Source organism: Exiguobacterium sp. s138 (genome assembly GCF_018618775.1).
In the GTDB taxonomy this organism is placed as follows: domain Bacteria; phylum Bacillota; class Bacilli; order Exiguobacteriales; family Exiguobacteriaceae; genus Exiguobacterium_A; species Exiguobacterium_A artemiae.
Genome location: NZ_JACSMW010000001.1, coordinates 258,516 through 275,960 on the forward strand (window position 1 = coordinate 258,516; position 17,445 = coordinate 275,960).

Genomic DNA, 17,445 nt, shown 5'->3' on the forward strand with positions numbered 1-17,445 from the left:
GCAAGACCAAGCAAGACCAAGCAAGACCAAGCAAGACCAAGCAAGACCAAGCAAGACCAAGCAAGACCAAGCAAGACCAAGCAAGACCAAGCAAGACCAGTAACAAGTACAGTTCGTGAAAAGGAGTGTTGTCTAGCAGTGAATGTTAGCAACCGAATGATCGACTGCAACAAGCGGATGACATTACGCTTCACCTAGGTCCAAGTAAAGTCAGATACTGGAGTAGTTTTACCTTTCTATCGATCGCTCGATAGCCAAATCTGATTTCTTTCAACCTCTTCATTAAGAGGACAACCTATGGTTTTGAAGTACACGAATAGTTCTGCTATGAGAGGAGTTCATCCGTAAGTGAAACCAACTTTATATGAATAAAAGGTCCCGCGCTTGAAATGAGTTCAAGAGATGGGGACCTTTTTGTGTGTTTATTTTTTTTGATAGCGCTCCGATACTTTGCCTCGTTTACGATCGCGGTAAAAGACATAACCGGCGACGAAGCCGATTCCGCCGATGGCTAACGCCAGGCCGGAAAATCCTTGTAATACATATACATAGGCAGAATCCCCTAGATACCGGAAGGGGAATTGCGCTTTTAAGAAAACACTGTCCCGCATCAGCTTGATGCCGATGGCACCGATGATACCCGGAATGAGTAAAGATAATAGACCGATGATTCGCATGATTGTGACCCCTTTCCAAGCGTATTGTATCAGAAAATCCATATGACTGCGAATTCGATTTGCCCTCCTGTTTTAATACAGGTAGGATAAAGATGTAAGCAGTTTCAAAGGGGGAATTAGAATGCATCATCTCTTGATCGTTGGTGCGGGGCGCGGTGGAACAGAAGTATTACATGCTTTTCAACGTTCGCCTTTGTTGACGGTAATCGGGGTCGTCGATCCAGACGAACACGCGATTGGCGTTCAACTCGCAAAACGGGGACATATCCGGGTGGAAAAAACATGGACGGCTTTTCAAGGCACGGCCATTGACTTTATTATTGATGCGACCGGAGAACACGGTGTGCTCGAGCAATTGATTCATTATTTTCCGGAAGCCGCGGTTTTACCGGGAGAGTTTGTCCGTGTGTTACTCGAGCGTTTGGCAGAAAAAGAGCGGATGCTCGAAGCTATCATTCACTGTACGAGTGAAGCGATTTCAGTAGCCAATCAGGCGGGGGAAACGATGCTGATCAATCCTGCGTATACCCGGATGACCGGGTATACAGAGGGAGACGTCATCGGTAAGCCGGCAAGCGCAGATATCGGGATGCAGGAATCGGTCCATTTACGGGTGCTCGAAACAGGCGAAAGTGTTCGGGATGCCCGGATGAAGATTGGTCAAGACAGACGGGATATCATTGTCAATGCCGCACCGGTCGTCGTGGATGGTCAAGTACGAGGATCAGTCGGTGTCATTCGCGATATCTCGGAAATGAAAGCGTTAACAAAAGAATTGAAGGCGGCCAAACAAAAAATCCGGACACTGGAGGCGAAATACACGTTTGATGACATCATTGCCGAAAGTGAGTCAATGCGTTTTGTCGTCGATCAGGCGAAGCTTGCCGCGACGATGCCGGTCAATGTCTTGATCCGGGGAGAGTCCGGTACCGGGAAGGAATTGTTTGCCCATGCGATTCATGCTGCAAGCGATCGCCGATACGAACAATTCGTCCGGGTCAACTGTGCAGCGATTGCGCCGAGCCTACTTGAAAGTGAATTGTTTGGTTATGAAGAAGGCGCCTTTTCCGGCGCCCGCCGTGGCGGAAAAAGAGGCTATTTTGAAGAGGCGCATGGCGGCTCCTTGTTTTTAGATGAGATTGGTGAACTGCCGCTTGATGTCCAAGCCAAATTATTACGGGTACTGCAAGAAAATGAAGTCGTTCGCGTCGGTGGAGCCAAAGCGGTTCCGGTCGATGTCCGAATCATTGCCGCGACAAATGCCAATCTTGAACAGAAAATCATCACCGGGGAGTTCCGGGAAGATTTGTATTACCGGATCAACCGGCTGCCGATCCATATTCCTGCTCTTCGCGAACGACCGGATGATCTTGCTCCGCTGTCGACACATCTGTTGCGTAAATTGAACCAAAGTTACGGCCGGTCCGTCGAACGTGTTTCTGAAGATGCATTGGAAGCGATCCGACAACAGACGTGGAAAGGAAACGTCCGGGAACTCGAAAATGTCATCGGACGCGCGTTGATTTTTACGGATAAAACGGAACAGGTTTTACGCAAAGGCCACCTGCAACTCGTTTCCCCGACACCGTCTAAACGGTCGGAACGTCCAAAAAAAGAAATCAAGCATCTGTCGGATGAGATGTCCTACGTCGAAGAACAATTGATTCGGGAAGCACTTGATGTCGTAAATGGAAATAAGACCGAAGCTGCCAAACAGTTAGGCATCTCTTTACGGGCACTCTATTACAAAGTGGAACGGTTTAACATCCAATGTTGATTTGCAAAATGTTGCGTGCAATATATTGCAAATAAATGCAATTCCATGCAAAAATAAAGACGAAGATGTTGGTATACCGTCGGTTTAGAGTTGGCATGGAAATTGCTATTAAATAAAGAGAACGACAGGTAAGGGGGGAAATGGCTTGAGGTTTAAACAAATGGTTCAACAAGCAGCAGGTCTTGAAGATGCAGTCGTTGCGATTGCATCCGCTGATGATGAAGAGGTAATGGATGCAGTGTCGTTGGCGATTGAGAATGATTTAGCCCGTTTTCATTTGTTCGGGGATGCGACACGTATTCAAAAAATGATTCATGATCGACAGTTGAGCGAATCACAGTTCGTCATCACGCATACGGCTACGGCACAAGAAGCAGCAGAGCGTGCCGCCTATGCCGTCCGCAAAGGGGACGCGGATGTCTTGATGAAAGGACTCGTTCCGACAGCGACGTTCATGAAAGCTGTCTTGAACAAGGAGACGGGCTTACGATCAGGAAAAGTGTTGTCACATGTCGCTTTGTTTGAAGTACCGGGACGGGAGACCGCCATTGGATTGACGGATGCTGCGATTCATATCGCTCCGACGCTGGAGGATAAAGTCCACATCATTGAAAACGGTGTGACCGCACTTCGAGCCGTCGGATATTCCTTGCCGAAAGTGGCAGTACTTGCTGCTGTCGAGGTCGTCAATCCGACGATGCCGGCGACGATTGATGCCGCCTTACTGACACAAATGAATCGACGCGGACAAATCAAGGATTGCCTTGTTGACGGTCCGCTTGCTCTAGATAACGCCGTCAATTTAGAAGCGGCGAAACAAAAGGGACTGACAGGAGACGTTGCGGGGGCAGCGGATTTACTCGTCGTGCCACAAATCGAGGTCGGAAACGTAATTTATAAATCCCTGATGTACTTTGCTCAGGCATCGGTTGCAGCGATTTTAGTCGGGGCTAAAGCACCTGTCGTCTTAACAAGTCGAGCCGACACGGCGGAAGCGAAACTCTATTCATTAGCCTTTGCTTTACTTAATGCGCAACCTACCAAAAAAATCAAACAAACAATCTAAGGGGGAACTAACAATGGTTGAAACAAACGTAGAAGCACGATTCAGTATTTTCGAAACGATGGCAATGGAAGATTACGAACAAGTCGTATTTTGTCACGATAAAGTCTCAGGATTAAAGGCGATTATCGCGATTCATGATACGACACTCGGACCAGCACTCGGCGGACTCCGTATGTGGAACTATGCGTCTGACGAGGAAGCATTGATCGACGCGCTTCGTTTGGCAAAAGGCATGACGTATAAAAATGCGGCAGCCGGTCTGAACCTTGGCGGCGGGAAAGCGGTCATCATCGGTGATGCGAAAACGCAAAAATCAGAAGCTCTGTTCCGTGCATTCGGTCGTTACGTACAGTCGTTAAACGGACGTTACATCACTGCGGAAGACGTCAACACAACAGTCGCCGACATGGATTATATCCACATGGAAACAGATTTCGTAACCGGTGTCAGCCCGGCATTCGGATCAAGCGGCAATCCGTCACCAGTCACGGCTTATGGCGTTTACCGCGGGATGAAGGCAGCCGCTAAAGAAGTATATGGCACAGATTCACTCGGAGGAAAAACAGTTGCGATTCAAGGTGTTGGTAACGTTGCTTTCAACCTATGCCGTCACTTGCATGAAGAAGGCGCAAAATTGATTGTCACAGACATCAATCAAGATGCATTACGCCGTGCAGAAGAAGCGTTTGGCGCTCTCGTCGTCGGACCGGATGAAATTTACAGCGTCGATGCCGATATCTTTGCGCCGTGTGCCTTAGGTGCGACATTGAACGATGAGACGATTCCACAACTGAAAGTGAAAATCATTGCCGGAGCAGCAAACAACCAACTCAAAGAAGATCGTCACGGAGATATGCTCCAGGAACGCGGTATTTTATATACACCGGACTTCGTCATCAACGCAGGAGGTGTCATCAATGTGGCCGACGAACTCGACGGGTACAACCGTGAGCGGGCGATGAAAAAAGTCGAACTCGTCTATGATGCGGTAGCAAAAGTCATCGAAATTGCCAAACGTGACCATCTGCCGACTTACCGGGCAGCAGAGAAGATGGCAGAAGAACGGATCGCGACAATGGGCAGTGCCCGCAGCCAGTTCTTACGCCGGGATAAAAACATTTTAGGATCACGCGGTTAATCAGAGGAGGAGTTCAATGAGCGAACGTATTTTAACCATCAATCCGGGTTCAACCTCAACGAAAATCGGAATCTTTGATGGAACAGAGCAAGTGTTTACGAAAACGTTGCGCCATTCAGCTGAAGCGGTCGGAGGACCGCTTTCAGATCAGCTGAACATCAGACGCCAAGTCGTCCTCGATGTGCTGGCACAAGAACAGATTGATTTGAAAGCGCTTACGGCGATTGTTGGTCGCGGTGGTCTGCTTCGTCCGCTCGTCAGCGGGACATACCGCGTCAATCAGGAAATGCGTGAGGATTTACTGAACGGCACATTCGGAATTCATGCTTCGAATCTCGGTGGACTGCTTGCAGATGAGATTGGTCAAACGTTATCGATTCCGGCATTCATCGTTGATCCGGTCGTCGTCGATGAACTGGAGCCGATTGCCCGTCTTACAGGATTGCCTGAACTCGAACGGAAAAGTATTTTCCATGCCTTAAATCAAAAGGCAGTCGCGAAACGGTATGCGAAAGAAAATGGAATACCCTACGAGCAATTACGGCTGATTGTTGCCCATATGGGTGGCGGGATCACGGTCGGTGCCCATCTGAACGGACGCGTGATTGATGTCAACAATGGACTCGACGGAGAAGGGGCTTTTTCACCGGAACGAAGCGGATCCCTGCCTGTTGGTCAACTAGTAGAACTATGTTATAGTACCAAGTATAAACTCGAGGAAATGAAGCGTCTGGTCGTTGGGTCAGGCGGACTTGTCGCGCACTTAGGCACGTATGATGCGGTTGAAATCGAACGTCGGATTGACGACGGAGATGAAAAAGCCGCTCTACTGTATGAGGCGATGGCGTATCGAGTTGCAAAAGAAATCGCGGCCCAAAGTGCTGTTTTATACGGTCAAGTCGATGCTGTCATCTTAACGGGCGGTCTCGCATACAGTGACCGGTTGACGAAAGCGATTGAAGAACGGATTGCCCATATCGGATCTATCATCCGGATACCGGGAGAAGATGAGTTACGGGCGCTTGCAGAAGGCGTAATACGTGTACTGCGTCAAGAGGAACAAGTGAAGGAATATGGAGGCGAATTAACATGGCTAGAGAATTCGACGTCGTTGTCCTAGGTGGTGGACCCGGTGGATACGTCGCAGCGATCCGCGCTGCGCAAGCCGGGAAGACGGTAGCAATCGTAGAACAAGGAAAACTCGGGGGAACCTGTCTGCATCGTGGATGTATCCCATCCAAAGCATTTTTAAAGTCGGCTGCCGTCTATCAGACAGTAAAACACGCCGCTACATACGGCGTCGACGTACCGGAATCGTTTTTACGGTTCGAACAGGTCAAACAACGGAAACAGGACATCATTGATGGTCTCGAATCTGGTATCCAGCACCTGATGAAAAAAGGAAAAATCGAAGTCTTTCACGGCCGCGGTTCGATTCTCGGACCAAGCATCTTTTCACCGATGCCGGGAACGATTAGCGTCGAGCCGGAAGAAGGCGACGGCGAATTGATTTTACCGCGCCAATTGATTGTTGCGACCGGTTCACGACCGCGTCCGTTAAACGGTCTGGCGTTTGACTCCGAATATGTGCTCAGCTCGGATGAGGCACTCGACATGAACGCTTTACCAAAATCAATTGTCATCATCGGCGGCGGCGTCATCGGAATCGAATGGGCGTCGATGTTGACGGACTTTGACGTCGAGGTTACAGTCGTTGAATTCAGCGACCGGATTTTACCGACGGAAGATCAAGCTGTCAGTCGGGAAGTGGCCCGTCAGCTCAAAAAACGCGGTGTCAAAATCATGACGAGTGCAGCGGCGCAAAGCGACAGCTTCCAGCTGACCGAGTCCGGTGTGACGATCGATGTCGACCGTAACGGGGACAAGACGACGCTCGCAGCAGACAAGCTGCTGGTCGCAATCGGCCGGATGGCAAATGTCGAAGGAATCGGACTTGAGAATACGAATATCATCGTCGAAAACGGATTCATCCAAGTCGATGATGAGTTCCGCACGAAGGACAATCATATCTTTGCGATTGGTGATGTCATCGGACGCCTGCAACTCGCACACGTCGCGTCAGCAGAAGGGGCAAAAGCGGTCGAAACGATTGTCAACGGTTCAACGACACCGCTGAACTATGCCTTTGTTCCGCGTTGTATTTACAGTGTGCCGGAAGCCGCCTCCGTCGGATTGACGGAAGCCGAAGCAAAGGCAGCAGGACTCGATGTCAAAACGGGGATGTTCTCGTTTAACGGTCTTGGAAAAGCACGGATTGAAGGGGAAGCAGCCGGATTCATTAAACTCGTTTCCGATGCCAAGACGGATGATCTGGTCGGCGTTCATATCGTTGGACCTAAAGCAACGGAATTAATCAGTGAAGGTGGTCTTGCGCTTGTGCTGAATGCAACGGCATGGGAAGTCGGACAGCTTGTCCATCCACACCCTGCACTTTCAGAAGCGTTCGGGGAAGCAGCACTGGCAGTCGACGGATTAGCGGTTCACGCCTAAGGAGGAAAAACAGATGGAAAAAATAGAATTCAAAGAACTCGTCGAACTGGGTTTGACGGAGCAGGACGCGATTCAAATGTTCGAAACGATGGTCCGCGCACGGAAAATCGACGAACGGATGTGGAAATTAAACCGGGCGGGTAAAATTCCATTTCTCGTTTCCTGTCAGGGGCAGGAAGCAGCACAAGTCGGTGCTGCCTTCGCGCTTGAAAAAGGAACAGACTATATCTTGCCGTACTACCGCGATCTCGGAGTTGTCCTGCATTTTGGACAGACGTCACGTGATATCATGTTGTCCGCTTTCGCAAAAGCGGAAGACCCGAACTCAGGTGGACGTCAAATGCCGGGTCATTACGGTTCACGTGCCCTGAACATCGTGACAGGATCAAGTCCGGTCACGACGCAAGTACCGCATGCGGTCGGGATTGCCCTTGCTGCGAAGATGCGTCGGGAACCGCTTGTCGCCTACGTTTCGTTTGGTGAAGGGTCGTCGAACCAAGGAGACTTCCATGAAGGAGCAAACTTTGCCGGCATTCACAAATTACCGGTCATTCTGTTCTGTGAAAACAATAAATATGCGATTTCGACACCACTCTCGAAACAATTATCGGCGAAACACGTTGCCGACCGGGCGATCGGATACGGGATGCCGGGTGTGACGATTGACGGCATCGATCCGCTTGCTGTCTACAAAGCGGTCAAAGAGGCACGTGAACGCGGTCTGCGCGGTGACGGTCCGACACTGATTGAAGTTGAAGTCGAACGTCTCGTACCGCATTCGTCCGATGATGATGATAAATCTTACCGTTCGGCAGAAGAACTGGCTGAACTGAAAACACGCGACGGTGTCAAACTGTTCCGCGAAAAACTGATTCAAATGGGTGTCCTGACAGAAGAAACGGCACAGGAACTCGAAACGAAACTCGAACAAGAAGTCGATGAAGCGACGGCGTATGCGGAAGCGGCAGCTTACGATGCACCGGAAAATGCACTCCGTTACGTGTACGATGAGGGGGAAACGAAATGACGACATTAAGTTTAATCGAAGCCATTAACAGTGCGATCAAAGAAGAGATGGAACGCGATGAATCCGTCTTCGTCCTCGGAGAAGACGTCGGCGTCCGCGGCGGTGTTTTCCGCGCGACACAAGGATTGCTGGAGCAGTTCGGGGAAGAACGTGTCATCGACGCGCCACTCGCTGAAAGTGCAATTGCCGGAGTCGGAATCGGCGCAGCGATGTACGGAATGCGTCCAATTGCTGAAATGCAGTTTGCGGATTTCATCATGCCGGCCGTCAACCAAATCGTCAGTGAAGCGGCAAAAATCCGTTACCGTTCGAACAATGACTGGTCATGCCCAATCGTCATCCGCGCACCATTCGGCGGCGGGATTCACGGTGCCCTTTACCATTCCCAATCCGTCGAAGCGATGTTCAATTCGACGCCGGGCTTAAAAATCGTCATTCCGTCTAATCCATATGATGCGAAAGGTTTGCTGAAAGCAGCCATCCGTTCAAACGATCCTGTCCTGTTCTTTGAACATAAACGCGGCTATCGTCTGCTCAAAGGTGAAGTGCCGGAAGGAGACTATACTGTTGAAATCGGTAAAGCCGATGTCAAACGGGAAGGTGAAGATTTAACGGTCATCACGTACGGTCTTTGTGTTCAGTTTGCCCTTGAAGCAGCGGCGCGTCTTGAGAAAGACGGTATCGATGTTCATATTCTTGATTTACGGACGGTTTATCCGATTGACCGGGAAGCGGTTGTCGCGGCAGCCCGGAAAACCGGAAAAGTCTTGCTCGTTACAGAAGACAACAAAGAAGGCAGTGTCATGAGTGAAGTATCTGCCATCATCGCGGAAGAAGCGTTGTTTGATCTCGATGCACCAATCGAGCGTCTCTGCGGTCCGGATGTACCGGCGATGCCATACGCTCCGACGATGGAGAAATTCTTTAACGTCTCGAGTGAAAAAATCGAGGACAAAATCCGGACGCTGCACGCGTACTAAGGGGGAAACGTCAATGAAAACCGAAACATTAACGATGCCACAGCTTGGTGAGAGTGTAACGGAAGGGACGATTTCCCTTTGGCTCGTCAAACCAGGTGATACGGTCAAAAAGTATGATCCGATTGCGGAAGTCATTACTGATAAAGTCACGGCAGAAGTACCGTCGTCGTTTGACGGCGTCATCGACAAACTGCTTGCTGAAGAAGGGGATACGCTGCAAGTCGGGGAAGCAATCGTAACCTTGCAAGTCAGCGGCGGATCGACAGAAGTCGCGGCAACGGAAGAAGCTGTTCCGGCGATTGAAGAAACGCCGGTCTCGAGTGATCAGTCGATGAAGAAACGTTATTCACCAGCCGTTTTGAAATTGTCGGCTGAACACGGCATCGATTTGGAACAGGTTTCGGGAACAGGTGCCGGCGGCCGGATTACCCGGAAAGACTTGTTAAAAATCGTCGAAACCGGACAAATCAAGCAACCGGATACAGTCGAAGCACCGACGATTGAGTCGGTTCCGGCAGCAAAACCGGCTGAGCAACGGGAATCGGCGCAACCGTCACGTCCGCAAACAGCTAAATCAACAGCAAGCACGACGGAAGACGGAGACATCGAAATTCCGACAGCAGGTGTCCGTCAGGCAATCGCAACGAACATGGTCCGTTCTAAGCACGAAGCACCGCATGCCTGGTTAATGATTGAAGTTGACGTGACAAACTTGGTTGAAGCCCGGAACCGTCATAAAGACGCCTTCTTCAAACAAGAAGGCGTAAAATTGACATTCCTACCGTTCTTCATGAAAGCAACGGTTGAAGGCTTAAAGAAACATCCGATCATGAACTCGACGTGGGCGGGTGACAAGATCATTCAGAAAAAAGCGATCAACCTGTCACTGGCAGTCGCAACACAGGAAGCACTATTCGTACCGGTCGTCAAAAATGCCGACGAGCTCAGCATTAAAGGACTTGCCCGGTCGATTGATGATTTCGGTAAACGCGCGCAAGCCGGACGCTTGTCATCAAGCGAAATGCAGGGCGGAACGTTTACGGTCAACAATACCGGATCATTCGGATCGATTCAGTCAGCACCGATTCTGAACTTCCCGCAAGCGGCAATCTTATCCGTCGAATCGATCGTTAAACGTCCGGTCTGGATCAACGGTATGTTCGCAGCACGCGATATGGTCAACCTCTGTATGTCGATTGACCACCGGGTGCTCGATGGACTCGTGGCCGGTCAATTCCTGCAGACAGTCAAACAGTCACTCGAATCAATTGACCCGAATCAACTGTCTTTATATTGATTCAGACAAATCTGTTGACAGAAAACGGTTTCCAACGTAACATAAAAAACAATTAAACAATACAGACGCAATGACGAAGAGAAGTAACCTATGAAACGATTCAAGAGAGCTGATGGGTGGTGCGAATCAGTATCGGGAAGCAGGTGAATGGACTTCTGAGCATCAGACCGAACTTACAGTAGGCTCTGACGGGTACCTTCCGTTATCAGGGACGACGAATCAGGGTGACCGGGTTCGTTCGAGGGGACTAGCACTAGTCAACGAAGGTGGTACCGCGGGTTTTCCCGTCCTTCATGTTTATCATGAATGGATGGGGAAACCCTTTTCGTATTCAATTGAATAAATAAATCGATGAATGAGTTAAGTAATCAGACAAATCGTTGTTTCAGAGAGCGGAAGAATGGTGGGACTTCCGTACAAGGATGTGTGATGAATGGTCTCATGAGAGCAGGACTGAACGGTAAGTAGGTCGTGACGGAAGCCCCCGTTATCTCAGGCTACGATGTCTCGTCAAGACGCATCGGAAAGAGTGGGAACGTTTTTGTTCCAATTGTGAGGTGGCACCGCGAGTCTATCGTCCTCCATACGGCATTTGCTGTATGGAGGACTTTTTTTATATCAGGAGGCGAACAGGATGATCGAGACAGAACAATTGATAATCGAACAAATCGAAATGAACGGCGATGAGTTAACACCGATTTCGATCTTTTTACATCTGGAAGGAGACCGGAAATGTCTGCTTGAAAGTTCGGCGAGCGGCGGGAACGGTCGCTACTCGATCATCGGCGTTAATCCGGTTGAACTGCTTCGGGCGGAAGGCAGTCAAGTGACACGACATCATCTTCAGACGGAAGAAACCGTAACGATGACAGGAAATCCGGTCCAACTTCTGCAACAGTCTGTGACACGGGGAACAACGGATTTCGAGTTTCCGTTTTTAAGCGGCGCAATCGGCTATGTCGGCTATGATGCGATTCGGGCCTATGAAAACATCGGACCTGTGCCGGACAGTGATCGGAATTTACCGGACGCACTGCTTGCGGTCTATGACGAAATCATTTTATACGATCATTTGGAACACCGCGTGCATTTGATTCATACGTCACTTTGCGGGCTGACCGACCGGCAGGAGATGGTACGGAAGCTGCATATCCGTAAAACGCAGCTCGAACAAACCGGTCAACAGACGCGGATCGAACGGCCGCTTGAAAATATCGTCTACCAACCGCAGATTGAGAAAGAAACGTTCATCTCGCTCGTCGAGCAGGCAAAACAGCATATTCGGCAGGGTGATGTCTTCCAACTGGTGCTGTCACAGCGGTTAGACGCAACATTCGCCGGTGATCCGTTCCACTTTTACCGGAAGTTGCGGCAGGACAATCCGAGCCCGTACCTCTTTTACATTGATTTGGGAGAAGTCATCGTCCTCGGCGCATCCCCGGAAAGCCTGGTTCAAGTCAAAGGCCGTCATGTCACGACGAATCCGATTGCCGGGACACGCCCCCGCGGCAAAACAAAACAGGAAGACATACAACTGGCGGATGAGTTACTGAACGACGAAAAAGAGCAGGCTGAGCACCGGATGCTCGTTGACTTGGGCCGGAACGATCTCGGTCAAGTCTGTCAGATTGGCAGCATTCATGTTTCACGGCAAATGGAAATCGAACGCTTTAAAAATGTCATGCATCTCGTTTCCGTCGTCGAAGGGACACTGGCGGAAGGAAAGACAGGGGCAGACGCCTTGATTTCTTGTCTGCCGGCAGGTACGGTCTCCGGAGCTCCGAAAATTCGGGCGATGCAACTGATCAATCAATACGAGACAAAAAAGCGCGAAGTGTATGCCGGAGCCGTCGGATATTTTGATGTCAGCGGGAATCTTGATTTTGCGCTTGCGATCCGGACGATGGTCATCCAGCACGGAAAAGCGTATGTTCAGGCCGGAGCGGGTATAGTGTATGACTCTGATCCGACCTTGGAGTATGAAGAGACGTTGCACAAAGCGAAGTCACTACTGGAGGTTTGGAAATGATTGTACTGATTGATAACTATGATTCTTTTACCTATAACCTGTATCAATATGCGGCTGTCTACGATGACATCCAGGTCATCCGAAATGATGCGATTGAAGTGACTGCACTTGCTGACTTGCATCCCGACGGTATCATCTTATCACCGGGTCCGGGAAATCCGAATGACGCCGGCATCTGTCTCGACGTGATTAAGACCTATTCCGGAAAAATCCCAATTCTCGGTGTCTGCCTCGGACATCAGGCGATCGGTCAAGCCTTTGGCGGACACGTCATTGAAGCGGATGAAATCCGACACGGGAAAACCTCAACCATCAAACAAACCGGACGCCTGTTTACCGGTCTTCCGGAACGATTCGATGTCATGCGTTACCACTCGTTGATTGTCGACCGGACGACCTTACCCGAAGTACTTGAAGTAACGGCAACGACGGATGACGGCATAATCATGGCACTCGAACACCGTGACCATCCGACCTACGGGATTCAGTTTCACCCGGAATCGATCGGAACACCATTTGGACAAGACATGATTCAACGATTTATCGAATTGACGAAGGAGTGACAGGAATGAAGGACGTATTAACAAAACTGGCAAACGCCAATCATCTTCGTTTTGAAGAAATGCAACAAGCTGCCCGTGAACTGTTTGCGGAAGACGTCACGGACAGCGAAATCGCAGCTTTTTTGATTGCCTTAAAAGCAAAAGGGGAAACAGCGGAAGAACTGGCCGGTCTCGCCTCAATCATGCGTGAAGTCGCCGTCGACATTCCGGTATCGGGAACAGATTTCATCGACAATTGCGGTACAGGCGGTGACGGATCCCAGTCCTTTAATATCAGCACGACAGCGGCGTTTGTCTTAGCCGGTGCCGGGGCGAAGGTCGCGAAACACGGAAACCGGAGTGTATCGAGTAAGACCGGCAGTGCCGATGTCCTGGAATCACTTGGTGTCCCGCTTGATGTCTCGACGGAAGAAATTGCGACATTACTTGAGACAAACGGGATTGCCTTTCTGTTCGCCCAACGGATGCATCCCCGTGTCAAACAAATCATGAAAGTCCGCCGTGATTTACGGATTCCGACGATTTTTAATCTGATTGGTCCGCTTACGAATCCGGTACCCCTTAAAACACAGTTGCTCGGTATTTACCGGGAAGATTTACTGGAGACGATGGCTTTGACATTGCATCGTCTCGGACGAAAACGTGCCATCGTCCTGCACGGCGCATGCGGCATGGATGAAGCTTCACTCGCCGGAACCAATCAATTGGTGTTGCTTGATCAAGGTGAGTTGATCCGGTTCAGTCTGCACCCGGAAGAAGTCGGATTATCGGTCGCTCCAATCGAAGCAATCCGCGGCGGAACGGCAGCGGAAAATGCAGAAATTCTGTTACGGGTTCTGCGAGGAGAAGCAGGTCCATACCGGGATACGGTGTTACTCAATGCCGGAATCGCCCTGTTTGCCGAAGGACGGGTCCAAACGATCCGGGAAGGAATTGAACGATCGGCGGAAAGCATCGATTCCGGCCGAGCACTTGAAAAATTACAGTATTTACAACGGATGAAACAACAGGAGGCAATCGGATGAATATCTTAGACCGTATCATTGAAACGAAACGACAGGAAGTCGCCCGCTTGAAGATCGACGGTGTGGCGCAAGCAGAGGCGCGACAACTCAACCAATCGATTCATCAATCACTCGGCGGAACCGATTTGTCCGTCATCGCCGAAATCAAACGGGCATCCCCGTCAAAGGGCGATATCTCATTAAACGTTGATCCGGTGGCACAGGCGAAACGATATGCCGAAAGCGGGGCGACAGTCATTTCCGTTCTGACCGACCAGACCTATTTTAAAGGAAGCATGGAAGATTTGGCGGCTGTCACGAAAGCAGTCGACGTCCCGGTCCTATGCAAGGATTTTATGATTGACCGGATTCAGATTGATCTTGCGAAAGCGCATGGTGCGAGTTTGATTTTATTGATTGTTGCAGCGCTTGATGACGAGACGTTAGAGGATTTATACGCGTATGCCTATGCAAGCGGTCTCGAAGTGTTGGTCGAGGTTCACGATGCGCTAGAACTCAAACGGGCAGAGCGGTTGCAGGCGAAAATCATCGGAATCAACAACCGGAATCTGAAAAAATTCGAAGTGAGTCTCGACACATCACTCGAATTGCTGAAGACGAAGTCACGCGATGTCCGCTATATCAGTGAGAGCGGCATCAAGACCGTTGCTGAAGCACAGATGCTTCATGCAGCAGGGGCGGACGGAATTCTGATTGGAGAAACACTGATGCGGGCGGAGAACCCGGCAGATTTCATTGAAGCCGTCAACGGAGTCAAACATGACACGTATTAAATTCTGCGGGCTGAAGCGGGCGGAAGACGTCCGGTACGCTGCAAGGCTGGCGGATTATATCGGATTCGTCTTTGCCCCGAGCAAACGGCAGGTCACAGTGACGGAAGCAGCACGGCTTCGGACAGAAATTCCAGAGACGGTTCAGGTCGTCGGCGTGTTCGTCTCGCCGACGAAACAGGAAGTCGAAGAAGCGGTGGAACAAGTCGGACTCGATTTCATTCAGCTTCATGGTCCGGTCGCCGACGAGGTCTATCACGAAAAAAAGGTGCCGGTCATTCAGGCACTCGCAGCCGGATCACAGGCTATGATTCATCCGGAAGCGGATTATGTCTTGTTTGATGCGCCGGAAGCTGGCAGCGGACAAACCTTTGATTGGACGACCGAGTTACAGATCGATCAACCGATGTTTGTTGCAGGCGGTCTGAATTCGGATAATGTCAAACAAGTAATCAATCGATACGAACCGTTTGCCGTCGATGTCTCGAGCGGTATCGAAACCGATGGTCAAAAAGATCAAACAAAAATGCAGGCATTTCATGATGCCGTAAAGGAGACTTTCTAATGACACGTTATTCACAACCGGACGCTTTAGGTCAGTACGGGATTTACGGAGGACGTTACATCCCGGAAACGTTGATGCAGGCTGTTCTCGAACTGGAACAAGCATATGCCGAAGTGAAGGAGGACCCGGCATTTCGTGAACGGATGAATGATTTGCTGGAAAACTACGTCGGCCGGCAAACTCCGCTTTATTATGCGGAACATTTGACGCGGACAATCGGCGGCGCCAAAATCTACCTGAAACGGGAAGACTTAAATCATACCGGAGCGCACAAAATCAACAATACGATCGGGCAAGCCTTACTCGCTGAGCGGATGGGGAAACGTAAAATCGTCGCCGAGACCGGAGCGGGACAACACGGTGTCGCGACAGCAACCGTTTGTGCACTGCTTGATCTCGAATGTGTCATCTTCATGGGCGAAGAGGATATCCGCCGCCAGGAACTAAACGTCTTCCGAATGGAGTTGCTCGGCGCGAAAGTCGTGTCCGTCACCCAAGGAAGCCGGACGTTAAAAGATGCCGTCAATGAAGCATTGCGCTACTGGGTCAAACATGTCGACGATACGCATTACTTGATGGGCTCCGTTCTCGGACCACACCCGTTTCCGGAAATCGTCCGTGACTTCCAGGCAGTGATCGGACAAGAGACCCGGACACAAATCCTTGAAAAAGAAGGCAAGTTACCGGAAGCTATCGTCGCCTGCGTCGGCGGCGGCAGTAATGCAATCGGAATGTTCCACCCGTTTATCGATGATGAAGAGGTTGCCTTGTACGGAATCGAAGCAGCCGGTAGCGGACTCGAGACGGAGAAACACGCCGCGACGATGTCGAAAGGTGAAGTCGGAGTCTTACACGGCTCGATGATGTACCTGTTGCAGGATGAGCACGGTCAAGTGACGGAAGCACACTCGATTTCAGCGGGACTTGATTATCCGGGCGTCGGACCGGAACACAGCCTGTTAAAAGACATCGGCCGCGTCCAGTATGAAGCGGTGACAGATCAGCAGGCACTGGATGCCTTGCAACTGCTTTGCCAAAAAGAAGGCATCATTCCCGCACTCGAATCAGCTCATGCCGTTGCCCATGCAACGGAACTTGCGAGAGGGATGCAACCGGAAGAAGTCGTCGTCATCTGTCTCTCAGGACGCGGCGATAAGGATGTCATGACCGTCAGAAATGCCTTAAAGGGGGAAGCATGATGCGATTAGAACAAGCGATTCGCACAGTCAATGCACGTGGTGAAAAAGCCTTTATCCCGTATGTGATGGGAGGAGACGGAGGCATCGACCGTCTGCCAGATATTTTAGCGTTCCTCGAACGATCGGGTGCGACGGCAATTGAAGTCGGTGTCCCGTTTTCCGATCCAGTCGCCGATGGTCCAGTCATTCAGGAGGCAGGTTTGCGGGCACTGGCAGATAATATCAGTCTGAAGGATGTTCTCGAAGCAATCCGGATTGCCCGTCAGTCGACGAGCGTGCCGATTGTCGTCATGACGTACTTGAATCCGATTTTCCGCTTCGGCATTGATACTTTTTTATCGACCTGTCGTGAAGTCGGCGTCGACGGACTGATTATTCCTGATTTACCGCTCGAGCAAAGCGATCAGTTTTTTGCCGGACGCAATAAACAGGACATCGCACTCGTTCAACTGGTGTCTTTGACAAGTCCGATGGAACGGATTGAGAAACTGGCGGCGCACAGTGAAGGATTCCTCTATGCTGTGACTGTCAATGGAACGACCGGTGGACAAACTAACTTCGAGGATTCGCTCGAACAGCATTTGGCGAAAGTAGCACAGCTGAGTCCGGTGCCGGTTATGGCCGGTTTCGGAATCAGTACGCCGGAACATGTCCGTCAACTGAGTACAAGCGTTGCCGGTGTCATCGTCGGTAGTAAGATCGTCGAATTGTTGCAACAGGGAGATGAAGCGACCATCGAACAGTTGATGGCGGCCCGTCTGCCGGACGTGACGGTGTAAGATCAGACAATCAAAATCAAAGGGTGCCGGATTGATTTCCGG

16 protein-coding genes and 2 other annotated features are annotated in these 17,445 nt (G+C 50.4%); of the genes, 15 read left to right on the forward strand and 1 reads right to left on the reverse strand.

The window, feature by feature from the left end; genetic code table 11:
- Positions 1 to 422 precede the first annotated feature (422 nt).
- The gene (locus tag KNP91_RS01350) at positions 423 to 677 is read right to left on the reverse strand and encodes a DUF2627 family protein (protein WP_012369817.1); all 255 of its coding nucleotides are present in this window, start codon (positions 675 to 677) and stop codon (positions 423 to 425) included.
- 121 nt (positions 678 to 798) lie between these two features.
- On the opposite strand from KNP91_RS01350, the gene KNP91_RS01355 reads away from it, so the two are divergent.
- The 15 genes from KNP91_RS01355 to trpA all read left to right on the forward strand — a co-directional run bounded on the left by KNP91_RS01355 (position 799) and on the right by trpA (position 17,403).
- Complete coding sequence (locus KNP91_RS01355) at positions 799 to 2,454, forward strand: sigma-54-dependent Fis family transcriptional regulator (protein ID WP_012369818.1); 1,656 nt, start codon at positions 799 to 801, stop codon at positions 2,452 to 2,454.
- 145 nt (positions 2,455 to 2,599) lie between these two features.
- Positions 2,600 to 3,520: a phosphate butyryltransferase gene (yqiS, locus tag KNP91_RS01360; RefSeq protein ID WP_214848240.1), complete on the forward strand. Its 921-nt coding sequence runs from the start codon at positions 2,600 to 2,602 to the stop codon at positions 3,518 to 3,520.
- A 13-nt stretch (positions 3,521 to 3,533) separates the two neighbouring features.
- Complete coding sequence (locus tag KNP91_RS01365; RefSeq protein ID WP_012369820.1) at positions 3,534 to 4,658, forward strand: Leu/Phe/Val dehydrogenase; 1,125 nt, start codon at positions 3,534 to 3,536, stop codon at positions 4,656 to 4,658.
- 16 nt (positions 4,659 to 4,674) lie between these two features.
- Positions 4,675 to 5,778, forward strand: a complete 1,104-nt coding sequence (gene buk, locus KNP91_RS01370; RefSeq protein ID WP_012369821.1) for a butyrate kinase — start codon at positions 4,675 to 4,677, stop codon at positions 5,776 to 5,778.
- Positions 5,748 to 7,169, forward strand: a complete 1,422-nt coding sequence (lpdA, locus tag KNP91_RS01375) for a dihydrolipoyl dehydrogenase (protein ID WP_012369822.1) — start codon at positions 5,748 to 5,750, stop codon at positions 7,167 to 7,169. Before buk ends, lpdA begins: the two co-directional genes overlap by 31 nt.
- 13 nt (positions 7,170 to 7,182) lie before the next feature.
- Positions 7,183 to 8,196, forward strand: coding sequence for a thiamine pyrophosphate-dependent dehydrogenase E1 component subunit alpha (locus KNP91_RS01380; RefSeq protein ID WP_012369823.1), 1,014 nt, complete (start codon positions 7,183 to 7,185; stop codon positions 8,194 to 8,196).
- Positions 8,193 to 9,176 carry an alpha-ketoacid dehydrogenase subunit beta gene (locus KNP91_RS01385; protein WP_012369824.1) on the forward strand — a complete coding sequence of 328 codons (984 nt, stop codon included), beginning with the start codon at positions 8,193 to 8,195 and terminating at the stop codon, positions 9,174 to 9,176. Before KNP91_RS01380 ends, KNP91_RS01385 begins: the two co-directional genes overlap by 4 nt.
- Before the next feature lie 13 nt (positions 9,177 to 9,189).
- Positions 9,190 to 10,473, forward strand: a complete 1,284-nt coding sequence (locus KNP91_RS01390; protein ID WP_214766090.1) for a dihydrolipoamide acetyltransferase family protein — start codon at positions 9,190 to 9,192, stop codon at positions 10,471 to 10,473.
- Positions 10,474 to 10,534: 61 nt separating this feature from the next.
- Positions 10,535 to 10,768: a binding site (T-box leader), on the forward strand.
- 47 nt (positions 10,769 to 10,815) lie between these two features.
- Positions 10,816 to 11,058, forward strand: a binding site (T-box leader).
- Between the two features lie 49 nt (positions 11,059 to 11,107).
- The gene (gene trpE, locus KNP91_RS01395) at positions 11,108 to 12,502 is read left to right on the forward strand and encodes an anthranilate synthase component I (RefSeq protein WP_214766088.1); all 1,395 of its coding nucleotides are present in this window, start codon (positions 11,108 to 11,110) and stop codon (positions 12,500 to 12,502) included.
- Positions 12,499 to 13,065 carry an anthranilate synthase component II gene (locus tag KNP91_RS01400; protein ID WP_214766086.1) on the forward strand — a complete coding sequence of 189 codons (567 nt, stop codon included), beginning with the start codon at positions 12,499 to 12,501 and terminating at the stop codon, positions 13,063 to 13,065. The genes trpE and KNP91_RS01400 overlap by 4 nt, the downstream gene beginning before the upstream one ends.
- Before the next feature lie 5 nt (positions 13,066 to 13,070).
- Positions 13,071 to 14,090 (forward strand): anthranilate phosphoribosyltransferase, encoded by a 1,020-nt coding sequence (gene trpD / locus KNP91_RS01405; RefSeq protein ID WP_214766084.1) that lies wholly within the window; start codon positions 13,071 to 13,073, stop codon positions 14,088 to 14,090.
- Positions 14,087 to 14,863: an indole-3-glycerol phosphate synthase TrpC gene (gene trpC, locus KNP91_RS01410; protein WP_214766082.1), complete on the forward strand. Its 777-nt coding sequence runs from the start codon at positions 14,087 to 14,089 to the stop codon at positions 14,861 to 14,863. Before trpD ends, trpC begins: the two co-directional genes overlap by 4 nt.
- On the forward strand, positions 14,850 to 15,425 hold the full coding sequence (locus tag KNP91_RS01415; RefSeq protein ID WP_214766080.1) for a phosphoribosylanthranilate isomerase: 576 nt from the start codon (positions 14,850 to 14,852) through the stop codon (positions 15,423 to 15,425). Before trpC ends, KNP91_RS01415 begins: the two co-directional genes overlap by 14 nt.
- A complete protein-coding gene (trpB, locus tag KNP91_RS01420; RefSeq protein ID WP_214766078.1) occupies positions 15,425 to 16,624 on the forward strand; it encodes a tryptophan synthase subunit beta in 1,200 nt (399 codons plus the stop codon). Before KNP91_RS01415 ends, trpB begins: the two co-directional genes overlap by 1 nt.
- Positions 16,624 to 17,403, forward strand: a complete 780-nt coding sequence (gene trpA / locus KNP91_RS01425; RefSeq protein WP_214848242.1) for a tryptophan synthase subunit alpha — start codon at positions 16,624 to 16,626, stop codon at positions 17,401 to 17,403. The genes trpB and trpA overlap by 1 nt, the downstream gene beginning before the upstream one ends.
- Positions 17,404 to 17,445 lie beyond the last annotated feature (42 nt).